This is a genomic window from Rhizobium album (assembly GCF_003122325.1).
In the GTDB taxonomy this organism is placed as follows: Bacteria; Pseudomonadota; Alphaproteobacteria; order Rhizobiales; family Rhizobiaceae; genus Metarhizobium; species Metarhizobium album.
Genome location: NZ_QFBC01000014.1, coordinates 95,740 through 115,269 on the forward strand (window position 1 = coordinate 95,740; position 19,530 = coordinate 115,269).

The 19,530-nt window shown below is 59.5% G+C and carries 21 protein-coding genes; 5 read left to right on the forward strand and 16 right to left on the reverse strand.

Annotated features, from left to right (window positions below; genetic code table 11):
- Window positions 1-236: 236 nt before the first annotated feature.
- Genes DEM27_RS24405 through DEM27_RS24465 form a run of 13 tightly spaced genes read right to left on the reverse strand, consistent with a single transcriptional unit; the run spans window position 237 to window position 13,075 of the window.
- A complete protein-coding gene (locus DEM27_RS24405; protein WP_109460852.1) occupies window positions 237-2,204 on the reverse strand; it encodes a type IV secretory system conjugative DNA transfer family protein in 1,968 nt (655 codons plus the stop codon).
- Window positions 2,201-3,226 (reverse strand): P-type DNA transfer ATPase VirB11, encoded by a 1,026-nt coding sequence (gene virB11 / locus DEM27_RS24410; RefSeq protein WP_109460853.1) that lies wholly within the window; start codon window positions 3,224-3,226, stop codon window positions 2,201-2,203. The genes DEM27_RS24405 and virB11 overlap by 4 nt, the downstream gene beginning before the upstream one ends.
- The gene (gene virB10 / locus DEM27_RS24415; RefSeq protein WP_109460854.1) at window positions 3,189-4,442 is read right to left on the reverse strand and encodes a type IV secretion system protein VirB10; all 1,254 of its coding nucleotides are present in this window, start codon (window positions 4,440-4,442) and stop codon (window positions 3,189-3,191) included. The genes virB11 and virB10 overlap by 38 nt, the downstream gene beginning before the upstream one ends.
- Window positions 4,439-5,248 (reverse strand): TrbG/VirB9 family P-type conjugative transfer protein, encoded by an 810-nt coding sequence (locus tag DEM27_RS24420; protein WP_245446090.1) that lies wholly within the window; start codon window positions 5,246-5,248, stop codon window positions 4,439-4,441. Before DEM27_RS24420 ends, virB10 begins: the two co-directional genes overlap by 4 nt.
- Complete coding sequence (locus tag DEM27_RS24425; protein WP_109460856.1) at window positions 5,248-5,940, reverse strand: VirB8 family type IV secretion system protein; 693 nt, start codon at window positions 5,938-5,940, stop codon at window positions 5,248-5,250. The genes DEM27_RS24420 and DEM27_RS24425 overlap by 1 nt, the downstream gene beginning before the upstream one ends.
- Before the next feature lie 23 nt (window positions 5,941-5,963).
- Window positions 5,964-6,989 (reverse strand): TrbL/VirB6 family protein, encoded by a 1,026-nt coding sequence (locus tag DEM27_RS24430; RefSeq protein ID WP_109460857.1) that lies wholly within the window; start codon window positions 6,987-6,989, stop codon window positions 5,964-5,966.
- A gap of 13 nt (window positions 6,990-7,002) precedes the next feature.
- Complete coding sequence (locus tag DEM27_RS24435) at window positions 7,003-7,236, reverse strand: hypothetical protein (RefSeq protein WP_109460858.1); 234 nt, start codon at window positions 7,234-7,236, stop codon at window positions 7,003-7,005.
- Entirely contained in the window at window positions 7,236-7,934 is a 699-nt protein-coding gene (locus DEM27_RS24440) for a type IV secretion system protein (RefSeq protein ID WP_109460859.1), read from the reverse strand. The genes DEM27_RS24435 and DEM27_RS24440 overlap by 1 nt, the downstream gene beginning before the upstream one ends.
- Window positions 7,935-7,977: 43 nt before the next feature.
- Complete coding sequence (locus DEM27_RS24445; protein WP_109460860.1) at window positions 7,978-9,120, reverse strand: lytic transglycosylase domain-containing protein; 1,143 nt, start codon at window positions 9,118-9,120, stop codon at window positions 7,978-7,980.
- On the reverse strand, window positions 9,117-11,531 hold the full coding sequence (locus tag DEM27_RS24450; protein ID WP_109460861.1) for a VirB4 family type IV secretion/conjugal transfer ATPase: 2,415 nt from the start codon (window positions 11,529-11,531) through the stop codon (window positions 9,117-9,119). Before DEM27_RS24450 ends, DEM27_RS24445 begins: the two co-directional genes overlap by 4 nt.
- Before the next feature lie 2 nt (window positions 11,532-11,533).
- Window positions 11,534-11,833, reverse strand: coding sequence for a VirB3 family type IV secretion system protein (locus DEM27_RS24455; RefSeq protein ID WP_109460862.1), 300 nt, complete (start codon window positions 11,831-11,833; stop codon window positions 11,534-11,536).
- A gap of 3 nt (window positions 11,834-11,836) precedes the next feature.
- Entirely contained in the window at window positions 11,837-12,175 is a 339-nt protein-coding gene (locus DEM27_RS24460) for a TrbC/VirB2 family type IV secretion system protein (RefSeq protein WP_109460863.1), read from the reverse strand.
- Window positions 12,176-12,178: 3 nt separating this feature from the next.
- The gene (locus tag DEM27_RS24465) at window positions 12,179-13,075 is read right to left on the reverse strand and encodes a lytic transglycosylase domain-containing protein (RefSeq protein WP_109460864.1); all 897 of its coding nucleotides are present in this window, start codon (window positions 13,073-13,075) and stop codon (window positions 12,179-12,181) included.
- A 101-nt stretch (window positions 13,076-13,176) separates the two neighbouring features.
- On the opposite strand from DEM27_RS24465, the gene DEM27_RS24470 reads away from it, so the two are divergent.
- Genes DEM27_RS24470 through DEM27_RS24485 form a run of 4 tightly spaced genes read left to right on the forward strand, consistent with a single transcriptional unit; the run spans window position 13,177 to window position 15,589 of the window.
- Window positions 13,177-13,842, forward strand: a complete 666-nt coding sequence (locus tag DEM27_RS24470) for a hypothetical protein (protein ID WP_245446080.1) — start codon at window positions 13,177-13,179, stop codon at window positions 13,840-13,842.
- Window positions 13,839-14,378, forward strand: coding sequence for a thermonuclease family protein (locus DEM27_RS24475; RefSeq protein WP_109460865.1), 540 nt, complete (start codon window positions 13,839-13,841; stop codon window positions 14,376-14,378). The genes DEM27_RS24470 and DEM27_RS24475 overlap by 4 nt, the downstream gene beginning before the upstream one ends.
- On the forward strand, window positions 14,375-15,046 hold the full coding sequence (locus DEM27_RS24480) for a thermonuclease family protein (protein ID WP_245446083.1): 672 nt from the start codon (window positions 14,375-14,377) through the stop codon (window positions 15,044-15,046). The genes DEM27_RS24475 and DEM27_RS24480 overlap by 4 nt, the downstream gene beginning before the upstream one ends.
- Before the next feature lie 12 nt (window positions 15,047-15,058).
- Window positions 15,059-15,589, forward strand: coding sequence for a hypothetical protein (locus DEM27_RS24485; protein ID WP_109460866.1), 531 nt, complete (start codon window positions 15,059-15,061; stop codon window positions 15,587-15,589).
- Between the two features lie 16 nt (window positions 15,590-15,605).
- Here the strand turns inward: DEM27_RS24485 and DEM27_RS24490 are convergent, their stop codons facing one another.
- Entirely contained in the window at window positions 15,606-15,911 is a 306-nt protein-coding gene (locus tag DEM27_RS24490) for a hypothetical protein (RefSeq protein WP_109460867.1), read from the reverse strand.
- Window positions 15,912-16,032: 121 nt separating this feature from the next.
- Here DEM27_RS24490 and DEM27_RS24495 point away from each other — a divergent pair, with 121 nt between their 5' ends.
- Complete coding sequence (locus DEM27_RS24495) at window positions 16,033-16,503, forward strand: helix-turn-helix domain-containing protein (RefSeq protein ID WP_165823570.1); 471 nt, start codon at window positions 16,033-16,035, stop codon at window positions 16,501-16,503.
- 795 nt (window positions 16,504-17,298) lie between these two features.
- Here the strand turns inward: DEM27_RS24495 and DEM27_RS24500 are convergent.
- Both DEM27_RS24500 and DEM27_RS24505 read right to left on the reverse strand, forming a co-directional pair.
- On the reverse strand, window positions 17,299-17,700 hold the full coding sequence (locus DEM27_RS24500) for an ArsR/SmtB family transcription factor (protein WP_109460869.1): 402 nt from the start codon (window positions 17,698-17,700) through the stop codon (window positions 17,299-17,301).
- Window positions 17,701-18,373: 673 nt separating this feature from the next.
- Entirely contained in the window at window positions 18,374-19,495 is a 1,122-nt protein-coding gene (locus tag DEM27_RS24505; protein WP_165823571.1) for an NAD/NADP octopine/nopaline dehydrogenase family protein, read from the reverse strand.
- Between the last annotated feature and the right edge of the window lie 35 nt (window positions 19,496-19,530).

The following is a 19,530-nucleotide window of genomic DNA, read 5'->3' on the forward strand; positions in this document are numbered from 1 at the left end:
CGTGTCCCGACGCCGACATCCTGTCGGCTTGGATGCCGCCAGTCGGAGCAGGTGTTGCTGGAACGCGGGCAGGTCGCCGAACGATCCATTCACCAACTATGCGTCTTCGCATTTGACCAGAACGGACATTCGATCATAGTTCCGCGAGACTCCCCTAGCCTCCAACCGTATCAGCCTCCGCCAGAGATCTCAGTAACAGATTGTTCCGCGCCCGCGATATCGCAGATTGCGATTTTCTAAGTAGCTTCGCCCAACCCGACATCCAAAGGATCCGGTATCGTCAGCGCCAGAATGTCCTCGATTGCCTTCCGCGAGACCGCGGGCATTTCCGGCGCTTGCGTAATCGACGCGGAGACCGCAGCCTTAAGACGTCGCGCTGAACGAGAGACCCGCTCCGCCCCGTTGGACACCGACCGCGCGGGCTCCGCTTTGATGGCTCTCGCCACACGCCTCGTGGGCTGAGGTCGCGGCGGCGCCGAGGCGGCGATGTCAACCTCTACTGGTTCGCGGGTGGCGGGGACTGGCACAATGGCATCTGTCCGAATGGAGACTGGGCCAAGCTCAACGTCTGGAATATCAATGCCGGGATATTGCGCTTTATCAACAGCGCGTCGGTAGGGTTCGGTCGCATGATATCGCAGCTTGCTGCCAAAGATCGGTCGTTGACCCTCGACCAGCAATACCATCCGATCCTCCGGCATCTGGCGGATTTCCTGCGGCATCATGAGATCTCTTTCGCGAATCTGCTCGACCCGGGTGCGGCGTGGAAGCCCAAGCAGTTCCAGAGTCCGCGATTCCGACTGATAGCGTATCGTTCGCTTGCCCAGCGCACGCGAGACATAATCCGCGGTCGCCTGATCATTGGCTCCGAGGATGAGTTGCAAACCGCAGTTGCCCAGCAGCGAATGCCGGGAGGTTTCGCCATAGATCTCGTCGAGGTTCTTCAAATCCTGAATCACGAAGGCGAGCTTGATATTGTAGCCTGCCACATAAGGCAGCTTGTTGAGGATCTCGTCCATCTTCTTTAGCTGCCGGAACTCGTCGAGCAGGAAAAGGACCGGCAGTGCCTTTGGATCGTATTTGCGGGTGAGGAGATCCATCACCTGCTGCACAAACAGGGTCAACAGCGGCCGCAGGATCGTCATGTCGGTGATATTCGGCGCCAGATAGACGGTCACCGGACGGCGTTGCAACGACACGAGGTCCATGTCGGTTACGGCGGTTGCGGCCACCACCCGCTCGTTGCGAAATGGTGCCAGCGCTTTCTGAATGTCGAGCAGGGCGGAGCGGGCCGCGCGCTCGTTCAACGAGACATATGCATTGAAGCTTTCCACGGTGAAACGCGACAGACCACCATCGTCTTCGACGATCCGCTTCATGGACTCCTGCAGATCGATGCCGGAATTGAAGAACGCATTCACCTCCCCGAAATTCCGCCGGTTGGCGAAACGTGGACTTTCCAGAACATAGCTGATCACGCCGGCAATCACCTGCTGCGCGGTCCCTTGCCAGACAGCATTGTCGGATCCGACGGTCTCGGGGATCAGGACGGCCGCCATGTTCTGGATGTCGATCGTACGGCTGCCGCGATCGGCGCGCACAAAATCAAGCGGATTCCACCGGTGGGTTCGCTCCGCTCCCGGCGAGAACAGGAACACTTGGTGGCCATTAGCCTTCCGGTACCCGGCCGTCAGGTCAAAAATCTCGCCCTTGAGATCGGTGACGATCATCGAGCCGGGAAAGGTCAGCGCATTGGGGATGACATAGCCGACGCCCTTTCCCGACCGTGTTGGCCCGATGATCAGGTGGTGCCGATCGTCGTTGCGGCGCAGCAGACGCGTCCCCATCCGGCCGAGAACCAGGCCGTCCTTCCGGAACCAGCGCCCCCGCCGGAGCGACGCCACGTCCTGGAACGCTGCGTCGCCAAGCGGATTAGACGGGCGCTTCAATCCGAATGCCGCGGTGGCGGCTCCTGCGGCAAGCGCTGGAACGGAGGCTGCCGCTGCCGCGAGCTGGAGTGATCGACTGTTAGCGTAGGCCATGAACTGCTGGAAGGGCGCCAGCGGATTGGTCGTGGTCATGAGATGCAGGATGCGGCCGTCTTTCCAGGCGATCTGCAGGATCAGGCTATAGGCGAGCATCCAGACCGCGAGCGCGATCAACGCGCAAAAGAACAGGTAGAATGCCATATAGCCGCGGTTCATGCCGCGCTCCGGGCGTAGTAGATTTCCGATACTCCGCGGCGGCCGCCATCACGCCTCAACTGGATGACGATCGGGATCACCATGCGGATATAGGACATCAGGTCCTGCTTGGAGTAGCCCGACGACATGCCGGCCTGCATCATCATCATGGCAAGCTGCTCATAGGCGCCCATCGGTGTGTCCGCATGCACGGTCGACATGCTGCCGGGATGTCCAGTGTTGATGGCCCGCAGGAAGGCGAACGCTTCGCTGCCGCGGATCTCGCCGACAAACAGCCTGTCCGGTCGCATACGCAAAGACGCCTCGAGCAGGGACTGGATCGTCACCTGGGCGGTGCCCTGTTCGCCGCGCGACGCCAGCAGGTGGAGGCTGTTTGGCTGTGGCGGAAACAGCTCGCGTGTATCCTCAAGCGTCAGAATCCGTTCGTGCGGATCGATGCTTTTCAGGCAAGCGTTGAGAAAGGTGGTTTTTCCCGTCGAGGTTCCGCCACTGATCAGGATTGAGATGCGTTCGCGGACGGCCGTTTCGATGAAGTCGTGGATATGGTTGCCATCCAGCAGGTCGATCAGGTTCCGCTCGACATCGTTCAGGCCGCCGGCAGCAACCGAGACCCGGTCGAGGGCACCGCTGTCGCGATACTGCGCCAGGGTGAAGTCGCTGATCACCTGCTTGCGGATCGAGATCGCACCACCGTCCGGTGCGGCCGGTGGCAGGACGACCTGGATGCGCTCGCCCGAGGGCAGCGCAGCACTCAGCAACGGGTTGGTGCTGCTGATGAACTGGTTGCTTGCCGCCGCCACACGCTCGCCGATATGCTCGATCTCTGTCACGGTCAGGGCGGGGACCGAATGAAACTCCATTTCTGCTGCACCCAGGCGCTCCACGAACACTTCGCCCGGCCGGTTGATCGATATCTCGACCACCTTTCGGTCGGCGAGGAAATCCGCCAAGGGTGCGAGAGAGCGGTTCAGGAAGTAGTAGGGGTCATTGCTGGAAACGACCCGTATCGAGGCCTCGCTCATGCTTGATCTCCTTCAGCGCTTCCTCGACCGGATCCGGATACATGGCGGAAAAGTCGAGGTCCTGGCGGACATAGACGAAGATGCGTTCACCCTGATGGACGCTGATCGTCGGCGGGATTTTGAGGTTTTCCGACAGGGCCTGGTTTGCCATGTCGGAAAACGTCTGTGCGATCGTCTGGCGAGCGAGATCGGCAGCGCGGTCGGAGTTTGAGCTGCCATTGTTGCCGCCACTACTACCGGAGCTGCTATATTGATCGCTGCCATATCCGGTCAGGTAGGAGGCGCCACCGCCGACGATCGACAAAAGGATCGCAGAGCCGAAGCGCTCGCGCCATTTGTTATCGACGATACCGGTCAGGCCGGAGCGGCCGAGACTGTCGGTCCCGATGCTGTTGAGGCGGACGGTAACCCCGTCATCGCGCAGCAGCCGCGTCCAAATGACAAAGATCCGCTTCTGGCCGCGCGTGACATCCGACTGATATTCGCCGATAAGCCGTGTGCCGGTCGGCACAAGAACACGACGGCCGTCAAAGGAATAGACGTCCTGCGAGGTGATGGCCCGGATCTGCCCGGGAAGATCGCTGTTGATCGCCGTTTCCAGGATGCCCGGAATGAGCGTTCCCTCGGGGATCATAGCGTCTATGCGGCCGATCTGCCGGGCTTTGGCCGAGCGATCACCGAGTGCCGACGCTGCCGCCAGGTATTTGCTGGCGCGGTCTTCACCGGCGACCGTCGCGCCACTGTCAGGGTTTCCAGACGCAGCGCCATTTCCCGCTTCAGGTGTCGTTGCATCGACGACCACCTGCTTGGACAGAAAACGCTTCGGAAATTCCTCAACAGACTTTTCTGTCTTCTCGGCGGTCTCGACAGCAATCGGGGGTGGCGGCACGTCAAACTGGGTCGTGTCACTCTTCTCCTCCGGCTTCGATTCCGGCGGGGTAGGGATCTCGATCACCTCGGTTTTCGGCTTCTCCTCGACCTGCGGTGTATCCCGGAGAAACGAGGGTGGCCGGAACGTCGTCGTAGTGAACTCTTCGTCGCCTTGGAGAGCGTCCTTTGCCTGTCGTTGCGGGGCGAAGACGACAAGATAGGCGAGTGCGGCTCCGCCGAGCAGAAGGGCTGCACCTCCGAGAAGCTGGCTGCGGCGCGCGCGCCTGTCACGGATATCGGTGTCGTCGGCCGCAAGCATGGCGTCCAGTTCGGGAGACCGCTTCATCCGTTTCCGCTCCTTCTGCGCATCGTTGCCTTGTTATCCGGGGCCGGCCCCATGATTGCCGGGTCGGGCTCGCCGAAATCCGGCTTTCTCAGATTGAAGATGCAGATCCATTGCGACCCGTCGCGCAGCGTGTACTGGGTGGCGGTGCCGTCGACGACGATGTAGTCGCCCTCGCGCCGAAAATTGCGGAGCGTCTCGGTGAAGTCGGCATTGACGGCGAATATCGCCGGTACCTTTGATCCGAACTTGAAAAAGGTCTTCTTGCCGTCGTCGAACACCATCAGCGGCTTCATCGCGCCACCGCCGGAAAAGGAATAGTCGATGTTGACGTTGGCCTTGTCGATGCCAGCGATGTTGGGATAGGCGGCACGGGCCTCCGCTTCTTTCCGCAGCGAAGCGTTAAGATCCTTGTCGGGATAGACGAAGCGAATGCCGAAGACCTTCTTATTGGCCTCCGGCGCGAAATCGTTGAGTTCGAGATAATAGATGCGTTTGGTGGTCACGACGTTGAGGTTCGTCGCGACGTTCTTCGCCTTCGGTTTGACGAAGAGGATGTTGCCCTTGTCGGTCGGCACGACATCCCAGCTTTCGGTGTCGCCGACCGCGATCGTCTCGAACTTCTCGTCCTCGTCGAAAATGACCATCGTAGAGATGCCGTAGGTCGCAAACACCCGCACGACATTATTGGGCTGGTAGATGACGCTGGTGACGCGCGGGTCGAGCCGGCCGGCAGACGGCGTTTCGGCGGCGTGAGACAGGCCGGGGACCAAGATCGAGGCAAGGATCGTAGAGAGAATGGGACGGATCACTGGCCGTTCCCCATCACCGTTTCCTGGTCGCGGCGGTAGTCGTAGACCTGGAAGCCGAGGGGGTTTTCGAAACGCCACTCGTTGGGGATCGGCGTGTCGGTATAGCGATAGCGGACCACCGCGATCCAGTGGCGCGTCGCGGCATCGGTCTCCGAGACTTCGGTGGTGGAGAACCGCACGATCCCGGTGGACGCGTTCGGGAAGGTGACGGAGGCGACCTCGGTCGTGACGCGCTTGTTCTTGCCGTAGAGCTTTGCCGGATTGCGGGGATTGGCTGCGCTGAAGCTTTCCTGAAGTTCGCGAGCCGCGTTGGCGGTCGACAGCAGAGCCGCGATCCCGAAATTGTCCGAAATCCCATAGGGGTCATAGCCCTCGCGCGCCCGGATGTAGCGGACGATATTCGCCTGTGTAACAGCCTGGCTGTCGGTGAGGCTGGCTGGGCGGGTGAGGCCGCTCTTGACCTCGATATAGCCGGTATTCTTGTCGACCTCGACGATATAGGGCTCGAAGCTCTTCAGCGGCACGAGCATGACGAGGGCCAGGAGCGACAGAAGCGTGATGCCGCCGAAGATCATGGTGACGAACCAAGCGAGCGCTCGCGAGCGCTTGGCGCGCTTGACGATCTCCTGCTCCCAGATGTCGCCGCTCTGGTAATAGCTGCGAAGGTCGATGTCCCTGGATTGTGCCATTCGTTTTCGTCTTTTCCTTGAGGTCAACCCGGCGTGCCCTGCCGGGAAATCTTGGCCTGCATGGCCAAGCGGGTCCCGTCGTCATCCCCGTCACCGCCAGACCGGAACCGATCGCGACCGTTGCGGATGGCGCGAACCGTCGACCGGCCGGCGGAGGCTCCCGTGCGCGCCGCAGCCATCGGGATGCGGATTCCAGCGGCGTGCGAAATCGTGCGGGCAGCACTTCCGACACCCGCGGCAATGCCGCCGGCAATCCCCTGGCCGAGCGACTGGATGTAGAGCATGACGAAACCGCCCGCGACGCAGAGCAGCAGGAAGCCCGCGACATCGGCGAGCGTGAGCGTCCGGCTGTCGCTCGCCGCATCGATCTTGGTGAGCTCGGGGTTCATCGCCGCGATCAGGAAGGCGGCGATCACGTAGATGAAGAGCGGGATCAGCGCATAGGTCAGCACCTGATTGAACCAGCCGACGCCGTAACCGCGTGTGCGCTCGAACAGCATGCAGGCGATGAAGATCGGCGCTGTGCCGATCAGCACCCAGAGCATCACCTTGGCGAGGATGAGGATGGCGAGCGCCACCGCGATGAACACTCCCGCGCCGATCATGATCAGCACGCCAATCATGCTGGGCAGGATCGAGAAATAGCCGGATTGTTCGGCAAAGGCGGAGGCCGCCTCGTTGGCCGTCTTCCAGATCTGCGACATGCCGTTGGTCGGTTCGGTAATCCCCGTTCCGGATGCCGCCAGGATCGCGCGGCCGACGTCTTCGGGCGTGTCGTTGATCCAGTGATAGAAGAGGTTGTTGAAGTTCGCCCAGCTGTCGATCAGGGCAAGGATGATCATCATACGAACGATGCGGCCGACGATCTCTCCGACGCCGAGACGCGACGTTCCCATCACCAGCTGTAGCCCGTACCAGGCGACATAGGCCATGAACAGGATCCTCAGCAGCGGCATGATTTCCTGGGCCACCACAGTATAGGCCTGCTCTGAGAAGCTCGTTCCCGAATCCTCGATCCGTTGCAACAGGTCGCCGAGAAAATCTTGCATCGTGTCGCAATCCCTATGGCGTGCCTGTGAGGTCGAATGGGGCATTGGGCGTGACGCCGATCGCCTCGAAGGCGGCGGTCGGATCGTTGACGCTCTGCATCGGACCGCATGGCCGGCGAGGATCCTCTACAAAGGACGACAGGATGGCGGGCCGTTTGCACGGCGCCGTCTTTTCCTTGACCGTGCCACAGCCGGCAAGGCTTGCGAGAACCAGGATGATACCGAGAGTGGGAGGAATGCGCTTCATCACTCGCCGTAGGCCAGTGTCTTCTTAGTGTTGGAAATGTCGGTCAGGCGCCGCTGGTTTTCGGCCTGCAGCGAGGTGACTGCACCGTTCATGACGCCAATCATCTCGTTGAGCGTCAGGCCCGACTGGACCTGAAGCTGGGTGTTCTGGTCGATCGATCCCTTGATGTCCTCGGCGGTTCCGATCTTGGTGCCGGCCTGTTCGAAGGCGCTGCGGCGGGTTTCGATAGCCTGTTTCGAGCCGTTGATCAGGGCCGAGACGCCGAGCACGGTGTTGACCAGTTGCTCATAGGATTTGTCGCTCGCAAGGCCGCTATTGTCCTTGCCGGAGAGCGACTTGACGAGTTGCAGCCCGTTGATGAAGACGCCGGCGGCCTTGGCGATGTCGCCGCTCATCGATCCGAAGTTCGGGATGCCTTCCTTGAGGATGCTGTCGAAGGAGGGGACCGACGTCACGCTGAAACCGTTGCCGACGGCGAGATCCTTCAGCGGCGAGGCAGTACTGCCGCGATCGCCGGTCACTGCCTTTAAGGTATCCTCGACGGTCGTCAGGATGTTCTTGTTGGTGTCGAGGATCTTGTCCGTCGTCTCGGCCGTCTGCTTGGCGACCGCGTAATTGGTCTTGTCGATGACGGGTACGTCTGCCAGAGCCGGAGCGGGAAGGGTGATCAGGGCCAGAATGCGTGCGAGATGTTTCAAGGTCGTCTCCTATGGGTCAGGTCCGTCTTGCGGGGGGCTGGGATCATTCGGTCTGCAGCTGCAGCTGGACCTGGGTTTCGGCTTCTCGCTTGGCGATGCAGGCCTGCTCTTGCTCATTCCAGACGAGGTGCTTGCTCACGTCGCAGAGGTCGGTCGTCGGCCGCTCCGTCTTCTCGTCATTGGCCGGCCCGCTGCTGCGAGACGAACCCGAAACATTGGAGGCAGTCACCGCATTGCGGGAATTGATCAGATCGGTCATCACAGTCCCGAGATTGATCACGTTGTTGATCATCTCGAGGTTGGCGTTGCGGGCCGTCGAATTGTGGTCCCAGCTGTCTTGAATGGTGCCAGTCTGCAGGTTTCCAAGCTGGGCGTACCAGCTTGCGACATTTCCAAGGCTGTCGCGTGTCGCCGTCGTCGTGCCCATGGCGTTCAGCGTTGAGGATCGCATACCCGTATAGGCGGTCTCGCCGCCGCCGAAGTTCAGCGGGATGCCGGATTTGTCGGAGCCGCCGAACGCCGGCAGCCAGTCTTGCGTGATCGCGGCGACATAGCCCTGCGTTTCCTTGAACGGGGGAATGCCGCCATATTTGCTGACATTGCCCGGCCCGGAATTGTAGGCGGCGAGCGCCAGCGAGACATTGCCGTCGAACCTGATCAACTGCTGGCGATAGTAGCGCGCGCCGCCGCGCAGGTTCTGCTCGATATTATTCTCGTCGACGCCGAGTTGTGCCGCCGTGCCCGGCATCAGCTGGGCGAGACCCGTCGCGCCGGCGCCCGACTTGGCGCAAGGGTTGAAGCGGCTCTCCTGATAGACGAGTGCGAGGAACTGGTTTTCGTCGACGCCTTCTTCACGCGCAATTCGCCGCACCAGCCCGGAGATCTCGGGATTGGCCTCGGCCGATCCCACCGGATCGTTCCGGCGTGACGGACGGTACATCGAGCAGGTCACCGAGGTGTGGATCGTATGGCGGTCATTGTCGGTGTCCTTGATATCAGTGGTCGCGCCGTCGCGTTTCTCGCGTTCATCGAGATTGGTGCCATCGATGGTGGGAACGTCGGCACGGGCGGCATCTGGTGCCTGCAAGGTGCCGACAAGCAACGCGACCGAGACGGCATGACGCCATCGCCCGCGCGGCAAGCGCTGATCGTTCGATAAGGAGCGGTGTGACGACGGAACGCTCATGCCTGCTCCTCCCAACCGCAGAATTCGGCGAGCCAGCCGGCGGGGTCGTCGCCATTGGCCTGACGCAGCCGGGCGCATTCCTCGACGGTTTCCTTGCGCCCCGACAGGACCTTGATCAGATCGGGCATTCCGCCGAGATCGAGCTTGGCGATGACGCTGTCATTGCCATGCTTGATCAGGAAGGCGCGCTTTTCCGGCGGCGTGTTGCGGATGAAGTTGAATTCCTTCACCGTCAGCCCGAAGCGCTGGATGTAGCTTTCCTCGTCCGCTCGCGGGTTGGGGAAATGGATATTGGTCGCCGACTGCTCGATCAGCGTGTGGGCGGCCGGCGAACGCACGATATCGGCGGCCGACTGGGTGCCGAAGCCGACGATGCCGTTGAGCTTGCGGATGGTCTTCATCTTGTCAACGATGAAGTCGGAAAAGGTCGGGTCGCGCAGCAGGCGCCAGCCCTCGTCCATCAAGATCATCACCGGCGTGCCGTCGAACAGCGCGTCGAGCCGATGATAAATATACATGAGCGCGGCAGTTCGGACCTCGTCATTATCGAGAATGCTGGTCATGTCGAAGCCGAAGACGCGCCGGTCGGAAAATGACAGGACGTCCTGCGGCGCATTGAACAGCCAGGCCTTCTCGCCCTCGATCCAGGGCCGCAACCGAGCTCGGAGATCGTTCGGATCGGCCCGTGAACGCCCGGTCAGCAGTCCGGACAGGTTGGCCAGCGTCCGCTCCGCGACCGGTTCCTGCATCAGGCGGACGATCGCCCGTTCCAGCGTGTCTTCTTCTTCCTGGACAAAGCCAGAGTGGCCGCTTTTGCGCAGCATGGATTTGAGAAGACGGACCAGGAATTCACGGTTCTCGCCGGTATTGTCAATCTGCAGGGGGTTGAAGCCGGTCGGTGTTCCAGGAGACAGGATCTCGTAGGCACCGCCCATGGCTCGGATGAAGATTTCCGCTCCGCGGTCCTTGTCGAAGAATACCGCGCGCGGCGAGGGTTGGACACGAAACGCCTGCGCGAGCAGGAAGGTTAGTGCCACGGTCTTGCCGGAGCCGGTCGGACCGGTGACAAGGAAATGGCCGATATCGCGTCGGTGGAAATTGAACCAGTAGGGCGTCTGGCTGGTGGTTTCCAGGATGGTGATCGGGCTTCCCCAGTGTGCGCCATCCTGCTGGCCGGAGGCAAAATTATGCATCGACGACAGGCCGGAGAAATTGGCGCTCGAAAGGAGAGCTTTGCGCGAAATGTAGGAATGGTTGCCCGGCAGCTGCGCCCAGAAACTCGCCTCGAGGTTCAGATCCTCGCGCAGCCAGTTGATGTTCATGTCGGTCAGGCAGGCGCCGAGATCGGACACGGCTTTGTTCAGCCCGTCGAGATCGCGTGACAGGCAGAGCAGCGATAGGTGATGGAAGCCGAACACCGCTTCTTGGTTCAGCAGGCTGTTCAGCGCAAAATCGATATCGGTTTCGACATCGCTGCCGGCTTCGTCGGAGGCACCGATCTGGCGCTTCAATCGGGTGATGCGCTCCTGCGCGATCGGCTTGTCGGCGAGCGTGAAGGACTGGGTGAGGATGAACTCATGGTTCACCTGCAGCAATCCATCGAGCATACCGGGCCCGGTAAAGGGCGGATATTCCTTAATCGAAAGCATCGCGCCATAGCGGTCATCCGCCTTGACTGGACCCTGCGCCTGCATCGTTCGCCTGGAAAAATGCAGCCGCGACGTGCCGATATAGTTTGCCAAGCCCATGCGCGGCAGACGCATCTTGCGCGGGATGCCGCAGGTGAGGATCGTGTTCAGAAACTCGCACGGCTCGGAATAAGGCTCGTTGGAGCGGTACTCAATGCCGAGTGCCCGGGCGCCATATTTGGCCAGATCTCGCTCGATATTGCCGACGATCTCCTCGAGTTCGCCAACGGCCTCACGGATTTCCTCTGCCTGCGCATCGCGTCCAGAGACGCGGCCGAATGCGCGATTAATCCGGTCACCCGCGGCGAGTGCGCCTCGCATCCCTGAGCGCAGGACCGTCAGATAGATCTCGTTGGTGAACATGCGCTTGCCGGCAAGCGATGCGGCATAGCGCCGATCGAGTTCGGCGGAGAACGGATTATCGAAAGCGCCATCGATCTCGGTGCCGACCTGACGGCGGATGACCGTCGACCAGAGCGAGAAGCGGCTAGATCCCAGCGCCCGGATCAAAGTGTTCTGGACGACCGAGCGCATGTTGATCTCAGCCTGGTCCTCCGTCTGGAAGAACAGGCCATTGAGCCTGATGACGCTCATCAGCGCGCCGCCGTCGAGTTTGACGACGGTGTCGGCCACGTGTCGCAGATAGGGGATATGCCGCGCCATTGCCCGTTCGCTGTTGGCAACGGCTCCGAAGCCCAGCTCTTCGCGGATCACCTTCAGCATCGTCACGGCCCATATGAGTTGGCGCCCCAGAACGTTCGGTTCGGCGTGCGCGGGGTGAGGCGGGTGGAAACCTGCAGGACGTCGAGAACCCGCGCGTCCCAACTGCAGAGCGTGAACAGCACGCCATAGGCGACTGGCGCGGTCAGCAACGCCCAGAGCTGGTTGGTAACGAGCCAGGCGATGATCGTCAGGCCGATCACCAGCACCACGGCCATGTATGGGACGCCCCAAAGGGTCGGGGAGCGGGTGAGGCCGATGACCAGCGGCGTGAGATGTGGTTTTTCGTCGGAGGCGGGCAACATGGCTCAGTTCCCAACGGTCGAGATCAGCTGGTCGACGATCGCGGGCGCGCCGAACACAAGGCCGATACCGAGCACGACCGCGCCTGCGGTGAACCAGCTCAGGCGGCCGGCAAAGGCGAGGAAGCCAAGGCCGATGACGGCGATGATGGCGATCAGCCGGCCGAACGGCCCGGTGATGAAATCCACGACCGCCTGCACGACGGTTTCCAATGGTGCGAACGCCTGGTTGGTCGCTTGGGCGAAGGCAAGGTCGGCAGTGCCGATCTGAAGGAGGGAGAGGGCGGCAACCAAGACTGCGCCGCGCACGATCACTGTCTGCCGATCCGAAAGTTCGATCTTCATGGTTCACTCCTGTGTTTGGAATTGCCCTGATGGGAATTGCATCACCCCGCCGACGAAGTTTGGCGCGCGGGCGCCAATGATGTCGCTCGCGGGTTGGGGGGCTCCGGCTGCCGTCTCGATCGCAACCCCGCGCCCCGGTCTCGTGGCGCGTCTATCCGGAAGCTCCAGCCCGAGCTGGCGATTGATGACCGCAGCCACATAGCGGACGGTCTCAGGGTAGGGCGGGATGCCGTCATTGGTGTAGATCGACTGTTCACCGGCATTGTAGGCAGCCGCAGCGAGGAACGGATTCTTGAACTCGTCGAGAAGCACGTGCAGGTAACGCACGCCGCCGTCGATATTCGAGGCCGGATCGCAGACGTCCGCAACGCCGAAGCGTTTGGCGGTGGCGGGCGTCAACTGCATCGGTCCGCGCGCGCCCTTCGGACTGTTACGCTTCCGATCGAAGCGGCTTTCCACCCAGGCGATGGCGGTGGCAAATCGTGCCTCGACGCCGTGGCGCTCCGCGGCGGCGATCACCAGTGCTTCGATCGCGGCGGGCTCGAGCGGCGAGGGCCCGCATGGTTCGGGCAGTGAGGCGAACCCGCGCATTTCGGTAGCGCCATCGGTATCCTCCGATTTGGCCTCGTTCACATCGGCATTCAGACGGGCAGGTAAACTTATCGAGTTTAGCGCCTGCGGTTCGGTCTCGCTGCGTGCGAGACCATCGGTGCCAATGACGAAAGAGCGGCCGCGCTCCAAGTTCTCCAGGCCGACGCGCGCACGGTGAGCGGCGCCAGGTTCAACAAATTGGCCGGAAAACCGCGTCGAATCGAAGCCGGGTGGAGAGATTTCCTGTGCTTCAGCGACCGTGAGATGCGAAGCGGCTAACAGCAATGACAAGCCAAAGGGCTTTTTCATCAGCGTGATCCTTACCAATTCGGCTCAAAAAGAGAGCCAGATCGCCGGCATATCGCTCATGCGAAAATGACAAAAGATAACTTGATGAGTTAAGTGCTATCTTGATTTTTGCGAAAGTCAAAGGCAAAAATGGGCAAGGAGACGATTTGATGAAAACGCACTACGTTATCTTGGCAGTCATCATCCCGGCGCTTATTGGGGCGCCGGAGGTCGTTCATGCGGCTTCTGCGATCGACAAGAATTACGTTCGGTCGCTGGCCGCACCCCGAAAGACGATCCTCGTCGTGGAGTATTTCGACGGGGCGCAGACGTCTGTTGGCCGCAAGGGATATGCCACCTCCCGGGGCTTTCAGGCGGTGTCGCCGACGGACATCAAGGTCGATGACCGGACGCAGCTGCATCTCTACGGGCTTGAACCTTGCCAGGGCGAAATGGTCAACGCCAAGGAGGGGTTCGCTGGCAGTTGCGCGGACTTTGCCCGGCAACAGCTGGCCGTGCTGATGAAGTCACCCAAGGTTCTTTATTGCCGCGCCTTCGTTTCCGAACAGAACGCCCCGGTGCAGGACGTGACGTGCTACGGATATTACAATTTCCCTAGATCGCTCGACACGGTTGACAGCCTCGAAGAGCAACTGCTGTCGGTAGGCGCACTGAAGCTCGCCAAGAAGGCCGACGGTTCGGTGATGCGGCCGGATCTCGCTGCGGCGGAGAAGATCGGCCGTGGCGGCTTTGGGATGTGGGCCGATCCGCGGGTGCAGGGCCAATGACCGCTTCGGCTCGTGTCACTCTAGTTGTTTCCCTGGCAATCGCTGCCAACGCCTTGGCGGCGCCGGCTGGCTACACCGTGCTGGAATCCGGGATTGCGCTGGAAAGCGGAGAGACCTGGTCCCGCGCCGGACAACGCTATCGGCTCTACGGCGTCCAGTCCTGCTTAAGGGGCACGGCATTTACCAACAAGGCCGGCTTGAAACAGGACTGCGGTGACGCTTCTATGGCCGTGCTTTCCGCCTTCATCAAGGACACGCATCCGGCCTGTGCTCCCGTGGCGCGCAGCGCAGCACTCACCTATGTTGTCTGCTACGCGACGGTTGCCGGCACGCAGCTCGATCTCGGCACCGCGCTGATCTCGCAAGGCTTCGCGTTTGCCGCTCTCAACGCCGACGGCATCCCGGTCAACCCCGCTTATGCCGTTGCAGAGCAGGATGCCAAGGGGCGGTCCGCCGGGCTGTGGGCTTTTCCGGACGTGCAGCATCCATCAGTCATCCTCGGGAAGGCGACGACGGCCAGGGAGCCCAATCCATGAAACGTCCGATCCTCGTTGTCGCGCTGCTGATCCATGGCCAGTCACTTTCCGGCCACGCCGCGGATCTGGAGGTGGCTACGTCCGAGAGGGCGGATCAGCCAGCCGTCGTGACACAGGCCGTACGCGGCAGGGCGTCCGTTATCAGTGGCGATACGCTATGGTTTCCGCAGAGCGGCCAACGCGTGAAATTAGCCGGAATCGATGCCTGCGCACTGCCGCAATGGGCCTTCGATCCGAAGTCTGGCGACCAGCGGTCGACCCTTGCCCCGGTTCCTTGCGGGCCATTCGCAAAGGCTTGGCTCAAGCGTCTGATCGGAAACCGGGACGTTGCGTGCAAAGGGACGTATGCGCCCAGTGGCGATCTGTACGCCACCTGCTCCGTATCCGGACGCGACCTTGGTCTTGAGCAGCTCAAGGTCGGCTGGGCGCGAACGACAGGCAGTCGTGCCAACAGTCAGTATGTGCAGGCAGAACGATATGCCCGCTCCGCCCGCTACGGGATGTGGGGGACCTATGTGCTCGACATGGCGGAATGGCGAGAGAAGGCCATCGACCGATCAATGGAGCGCAGGCCGCAGGCGGACAAGAACCTGCTTCGCGATCGCCGCCTCGAAATCACACCACCCTTCGCCGACTGGCGCAATCGGCCACGGCGGACCGATCGCTAAAGGGAGCGTCCGATGAAGTTTGTCTCATTTTGGGTTTCGATCTCGATCTCGTTTCTGCCGACGGGTTCCGTATTTGCGAGCGACTGGGGATGCCACGTTCTCCTATGTGCGGCATCCGACAACCCGTCCTGGCAGGGCGTGCCGAGTTGCCGGCCGCCGATGGAGCGGCTGATCTCGGCGATGAAGAAGCCGGGGTTCTCGTGGCCGACCTGCCCGGAAGGTGGTGCCGGAAAACCCGGCTATGAGCGCTACAGGGAATGCCCGGCCGGGTGGACCCCAAGCAGGGCGCCCGACACCGGTGATCACTATGGCAGCAACGAGCTGTCGCAATGCAGTCGAACGGTCAATCGATGCCAAGGCAGTGGAAGCGTGTTCGAGCAGGGCCTGGAGGGGGAAAGAAACGGAGGCTGGGGGACTGGGGACGATGGCTGCGTGAGGCGGGAAACCATGGCGCGGCCCTTGAGGGAAAAGCCGTATTTCTTCGATATTGGGCCGACATCCGGTGGGGAGGCGACGCGGTATTTCTTCAGTCTCGACCGTTGATTTCAAAGCACGGCAATCACCGCCTTGAGATGAAACTTTCGACCGTTTTGACCGCGATGTCGACACTCATCCTGTCGATTGGAGCGCCGGCCGCCAAGGCCTGGACGAGATGTTCGAGCTTTCGATAGGCCTCATCCCGGTTTGTCGGCTGCCAGGCGATGATCCGCGTTCTCAGCATTAGTTCCTCCGCCACCCTGGCGACTGTGGCACCGTCTGACGCGGTCATAGGCGAGAACTGGTTGGACTCCAGCATTGCTATGATGATCTCGCGATGACGGGCGATCAAGGCCGAAAATTCTGCACTAAAATCCTGATCTGGCATGCCACCCTCGCTCACTTACCTTGGCGCCGTTCCTGAGGGACGACAGCGCAAGAGGCATCGAAGGTAGCCAGGCGCAATGTCTTTGATGTATGAGAATGGCACGCGAAGAAGAGCAGGGTTCATGTCTGGCAAACTTGATAATTACATCGACGAAAATGGCCTGGTCCAAACATCCGACCCTGAAGTCGAAAAACCGATCTATCGTCGTCCAGGCTTTGAAACACCAGAGTTCAGCGAACTCGACCAGCGAATGGCTGATGAACTGCGTGCGGCGCGTGACAAGGCGGGCTTAACCCACGCAGACGTAGCGCCGTTGTTAGGTCTTCATCCAATCGTATATGGAAGGTATGAGCGCAGCGAAACGAAGATGCACGTTACGCGGCTGATCCATCTCAGCGAATTGTTGGGTTTCTCGCCGATCGATTTGATCATGGCAGCCGCTCCTTATCGTTGGGGCAAGACGCCCGCCGAAGCCGAGAGTCGCCGAAAGCTGATCAAGGTCGTGGAGTCGCTTCCCGCAGATGCGGTCGAATCCATGTTGACGATGATAGATGCGATGGCCAAACTTCGGTCCGAGAAAGACGGGAAGTAGATCCGAGGAACCGGTTGCGCCAAAGTACCTAGCGATCGGTTCAACATACGCCAACCGCATTGTGCTGCAAAGCAAAATTCTTCTCAAACGTGTGGGAAAATCGAAGTCTATATTCGACCTGGCTTTCTTAAAATGGGAGCATTTTCAGAGGAGTGCGGCGATGAGTGTGGCCCGACGCATAGCTGGTCGGCTCAAACTGTCAGAGATACACAATCAACCCTTGGCGTGTGTTATTGTATAACATCACATAAGATAGCTTATGGAACTTGTCCGTCGCATTGAGCACACAGCACGTCAATACATATCGTCCGTAGATAAAAGTCGGTTCAAACAGTCCTTGCCAACCCAACAACCAATTGGGCCAGCACTAATGAGATGCGGCTTCTTTGTCGCCCTCATAGTCACAGTCCAATTGATTTCGATGAACATTGGCAATTAGTAAATTAATGCGAAAGCGCGCTCTTCGGTTTTTGACGACTTCAGCAATTCTTACTGAAGAAGCATACGAGGTATGTAATCGCTCCCTCGACCACTCTTTCAAGCCACGTCAGTTCTCTCTCGAATCCCGGCGGAAGAATAACATCATCGTCGCCTAACGTGCCTATCAGCACGTACAATTCAAAAGGAATATGCATACGGACCTCTTCAATAATTCCGTTGCCTGGTGGAGCCGTGTTGAAGCTATATCGCGGATCAATTCCCCCCCCAATGATCCGATGCGTAAACTCCCATAGACTTGCGAGATCAGGGCATATCAACAGAGTCCGGTAGCCATATCTTTGATGCCGGGAATGCTTAGGAAGAATTTGCGGGTATTGGATTGTCGCCTGTGACGGAGCCACATAGGTGGTTAGCTGAATTGTTCGGTATCTCTCGAGCGATCGACACATCGGCAAGGTTGCTTGGCGTAAAAACTTCGCGCAGCGTCGCGAGGATGCGTGTCACGGCATCGGAATGACACGAATAGTAGATCGTCTGGGCATCCCGCCGTGCACGTACAAGGTCTACCTCGCGTAACTTAGACAGATGTTGGGACAGAGCGGACTGGCTCGATCCCACTGATCTCACTAACTGTCCAACAGAATTTTCGTCCGCCACCAGCAACGAAAGAATTTGGAGACGCTTTTCATTGCTCATTGCAGTCAATAAAATTGAAGCACGCATTAGCGCGCTTGTATGATCATGCAGCATCGACATCCCCGCCTCAATTTAGTCGATAGCCTGCCTCACGGATGCCACTAACTTGCCAACCCGCTCCTGAACTTCAGGAGACCTTTCAAGCCACCGTAGGTTTTTTACGTATCGATTATCGCACTTGCTCGAAACTTTGAGATTTGCGTTTGAAATCGGCTTCGGTTGCGTGCGCGGATCTCAAGCGAGCAGCGACTGCTTTTAGCCATAAAGCAATCGTCGCCCGCAACTTGACAGCAGGAAGTGGGTCGCGCAATGGAAAAAAGACATCATTGCAATTTTACTGCTGGTAAATCTGAGATGTCGGAGCTTCGCTCGGATGCGCCTCGAATGGTGTAAAGCGAGTTTAGTTCATCCTAAAGCGGAACTACTTAGTCAGATCCTTCGCCTTGGTGATCTCTGACGGCGAGTGTCGGGGAATGACCATCGCGATTTGCTTTTGTTTGATCAGTGACTGGAGCCCTAATTGAAGTGGCCGCTATCACGGCTCTCAATCCTATAGGTCGGTAGTGACGCGCGTAGTCGTCTATCGACCGGCGTTCATCGTTTCGGGGTTTCTTCATATCAATTGTCCTGGCTGATCTGCCATCAGGTTGATCTGCTCGAGATCGTACTTTCTGCATGGACTCGGTTCACGAAAGCGATCTGGTGCGCTACCGTGGCGTCATCTTATGCTCAATCAATCTTGACCCTTCAAAAGGAATGTTAGGATCGAGTCAGGAGAGTGGTCAGACAGGCCGAGTTTCTCCAGGTTCCAGCCAGTTTTCCAATAATCCCGGCGGTGCATCGCATTTGCGAAAGCAACAGTCGCCGCTAGCAGTGGAGTTTCAACACCCAGTTTGGTGGCCAGCAGGACCGCTGGCACGATTTGGGTTGGCACGTCCTCCGTGAGATATCGGTAGTCGAGGTGGGGTGGGCTTTTGACCTGTCGGTACGCTTGGACGCCGTGGACGATGTCGTAAAAATTATCGCCCTGCGTGCCATAGGACTCCTCAAGGAGTTGAGAAATCGTCATAACTTCGGCCCCGATCGCTCTGAGAATTTGTTGTCGTTCCTCATCTAACGCTTCGATTACGTTCGCAATCGTCGGCGTGATATCGTAGGCGTCATAAACATACGGGCCATCCGCCTCAATCTTCGCAGCGTTCATGATCATAGGGATGGGATGGAGACCCGGGGCTGCACTGGCAAGGCCACACTCAAGGACATTCATTGTCGGCTTTAACTGAGGGAAGTCGATCTTTAACCGGTCGAGCAATTCACGCGTACGGCGCGCTGGAAAGACACCAACGGGAAGCACGTTTTTTTTGCTGACAACGGTAAGTTTATCCTTGCCCGTTCGGCGTGCTCCGATAGGCATTGATGCTGTTTGAGCAACAAGGAGGTTCTGGATCCCCGCCTCCGCCGCAAGCCGGCTAATCAACAGCGGCCCACCTAGGCCGCCCGGGCAGAGTAACACCAGATGATCGTCTCGCAGCGATCGCAATAGCTCTCGAGTTATATTTTCATATGTTGTCTGAGGTGTCATCAACACAATGACGTCTGCTTCTCGGGCAGCAACGGCGAGACTATTGGTCGTTTCGATGCCCTGCACCGACACTTGCTGCCGACCGCCTACGAAGCTTTCCACCTGACAATCGACGTTGATGTCTTGGATGACCGATAACTCTTCGGAGGTCTGATCATCAAGGCTTCCGTGCGAAACGATAACACGCCGTCCGGCCAAACGGAGTTCTACCGCCAGTCCAAGTGCTCCCTCGGATGCACCGATGACTGCGAAAGTCTGCGGATATATTGTCACGTGAAATCCTTGTTCTATTTGGAGCATATGACCGG

Coding starts and splice junctions, on each gene's coding strand:
- DEM27_RS24405 (WP_109460852.1), bottom strand. CDS start 2,204: ATGAACCGCGGCTATATGGCATTCTACCTGTTCTTTTGCGCGTTGATC.
- virB11 (WP_109460853.1), bottom strand. CDS start 3,226: ATGAGCGAGGCCTCGATACGGGTCGTTTCCAGCAATGACCCCTACTAC.
- virB10 (WP_109460854.1), bottom strand. CDS start 4,442: ATGAAGCGGTCTCCCGAACTGGACGCCATGCTTGCGGCCGACGACACC.
- DEM27_RS24425 (WP_109460856.1), bottom strand. CDS start 5,940: ATGGCACAATCCAGGGACATCGACCTTCGCAGCTATTACCAGAGCGGC.
- DEM27_RS24430 (WP_109460857.1), bottom strand. CDS start 6,989: ATGCAAGATTTTCTCGGCGACCTGTTGCAACGGATCGAGGATTCGGGA.
- DEM27_RS24435 (WP_109460858.1), bottom strand. CDS start 7,236: ATGAAGCGCATTCCTCCCACTCTCGGTATCATCCTGGTTCTCGCAAGC.
- DEM27_RS24445 (WP_109460860.1), bottom strand. CDS start 9,120: ATGAGCGTTCCGTCGTCACACCGCTCCTTATCGAACGATCAGCGCTTG.
- DEM27_RS24450 (WP_109460861.1), bottom strand. CDS start 11,531: ATGCTGAAGGTGATCCGCGAAGAGCTGGGCTTCGGAGCCGTTGCCAAC.
- DEM27_RS24455 (WP_109460862.1), bottom strand. CDS start 11,833: ATGTTGCCCGCCTCCGACGAAAAACCACATCTCACGCCGCTGGTCATC.
- DEM27_RS24460 (WP_109460863.1), bottom strand. CDS start 12,175: ATGAAGATCGAACTTTCGGATCGGCAGACAGTGATCGTGCGCGGCGCA.
- DEM27_RS24465 (WP_109460864.1), bottom strand. CDS start 13,075: ATGAAAAAGCCCTTTGGCTTGTCATTGCTGTTAGCCGCTTCGCATCTC.
- DEM27_RS24475 (WP_109460865.1), top strand. CDS start 13,839: ATGACCGCTTCGGCTCGTGTCACTCTAGTTGTTTCCCTGGCAATCGCT.
- DEM27_RS24480 (WP_245446083.1), top strand. CDS start 14,375: ATGAAACGTCCGATCCTCGTTGTCGCGCTGCTGATCCATGGCCAGTCA.
- DEM27_RS24485 (WP_109460866.1), top strand. CDS start 15,059: ATGAAGTTTGTCTCATTTTGGGTTTCGATCTCGATCTCGTTTCTGCCG.
- DEM27_RS24490 (WP_109460867.1), bottom strand. CDS start 15,911: ATGCCAGATCAGGATTTTAGTGCAGAATTTTCGGCCTTGATCGCCCGT.
- DEM27_RS24495 (WP_165823570.1), top strand. CDS start 16,033: ATGTCTGGCAAACTTGATAATTACATCGACGAAAATGGCCTGGTCCAA.
- DEM27_RS24500 (WP_109460869.1), bottom strand. CDS start 17,700: ATGTCGATGCTGCATGATCATACAAGCGCGCTAATGCGTGCTTCAATT.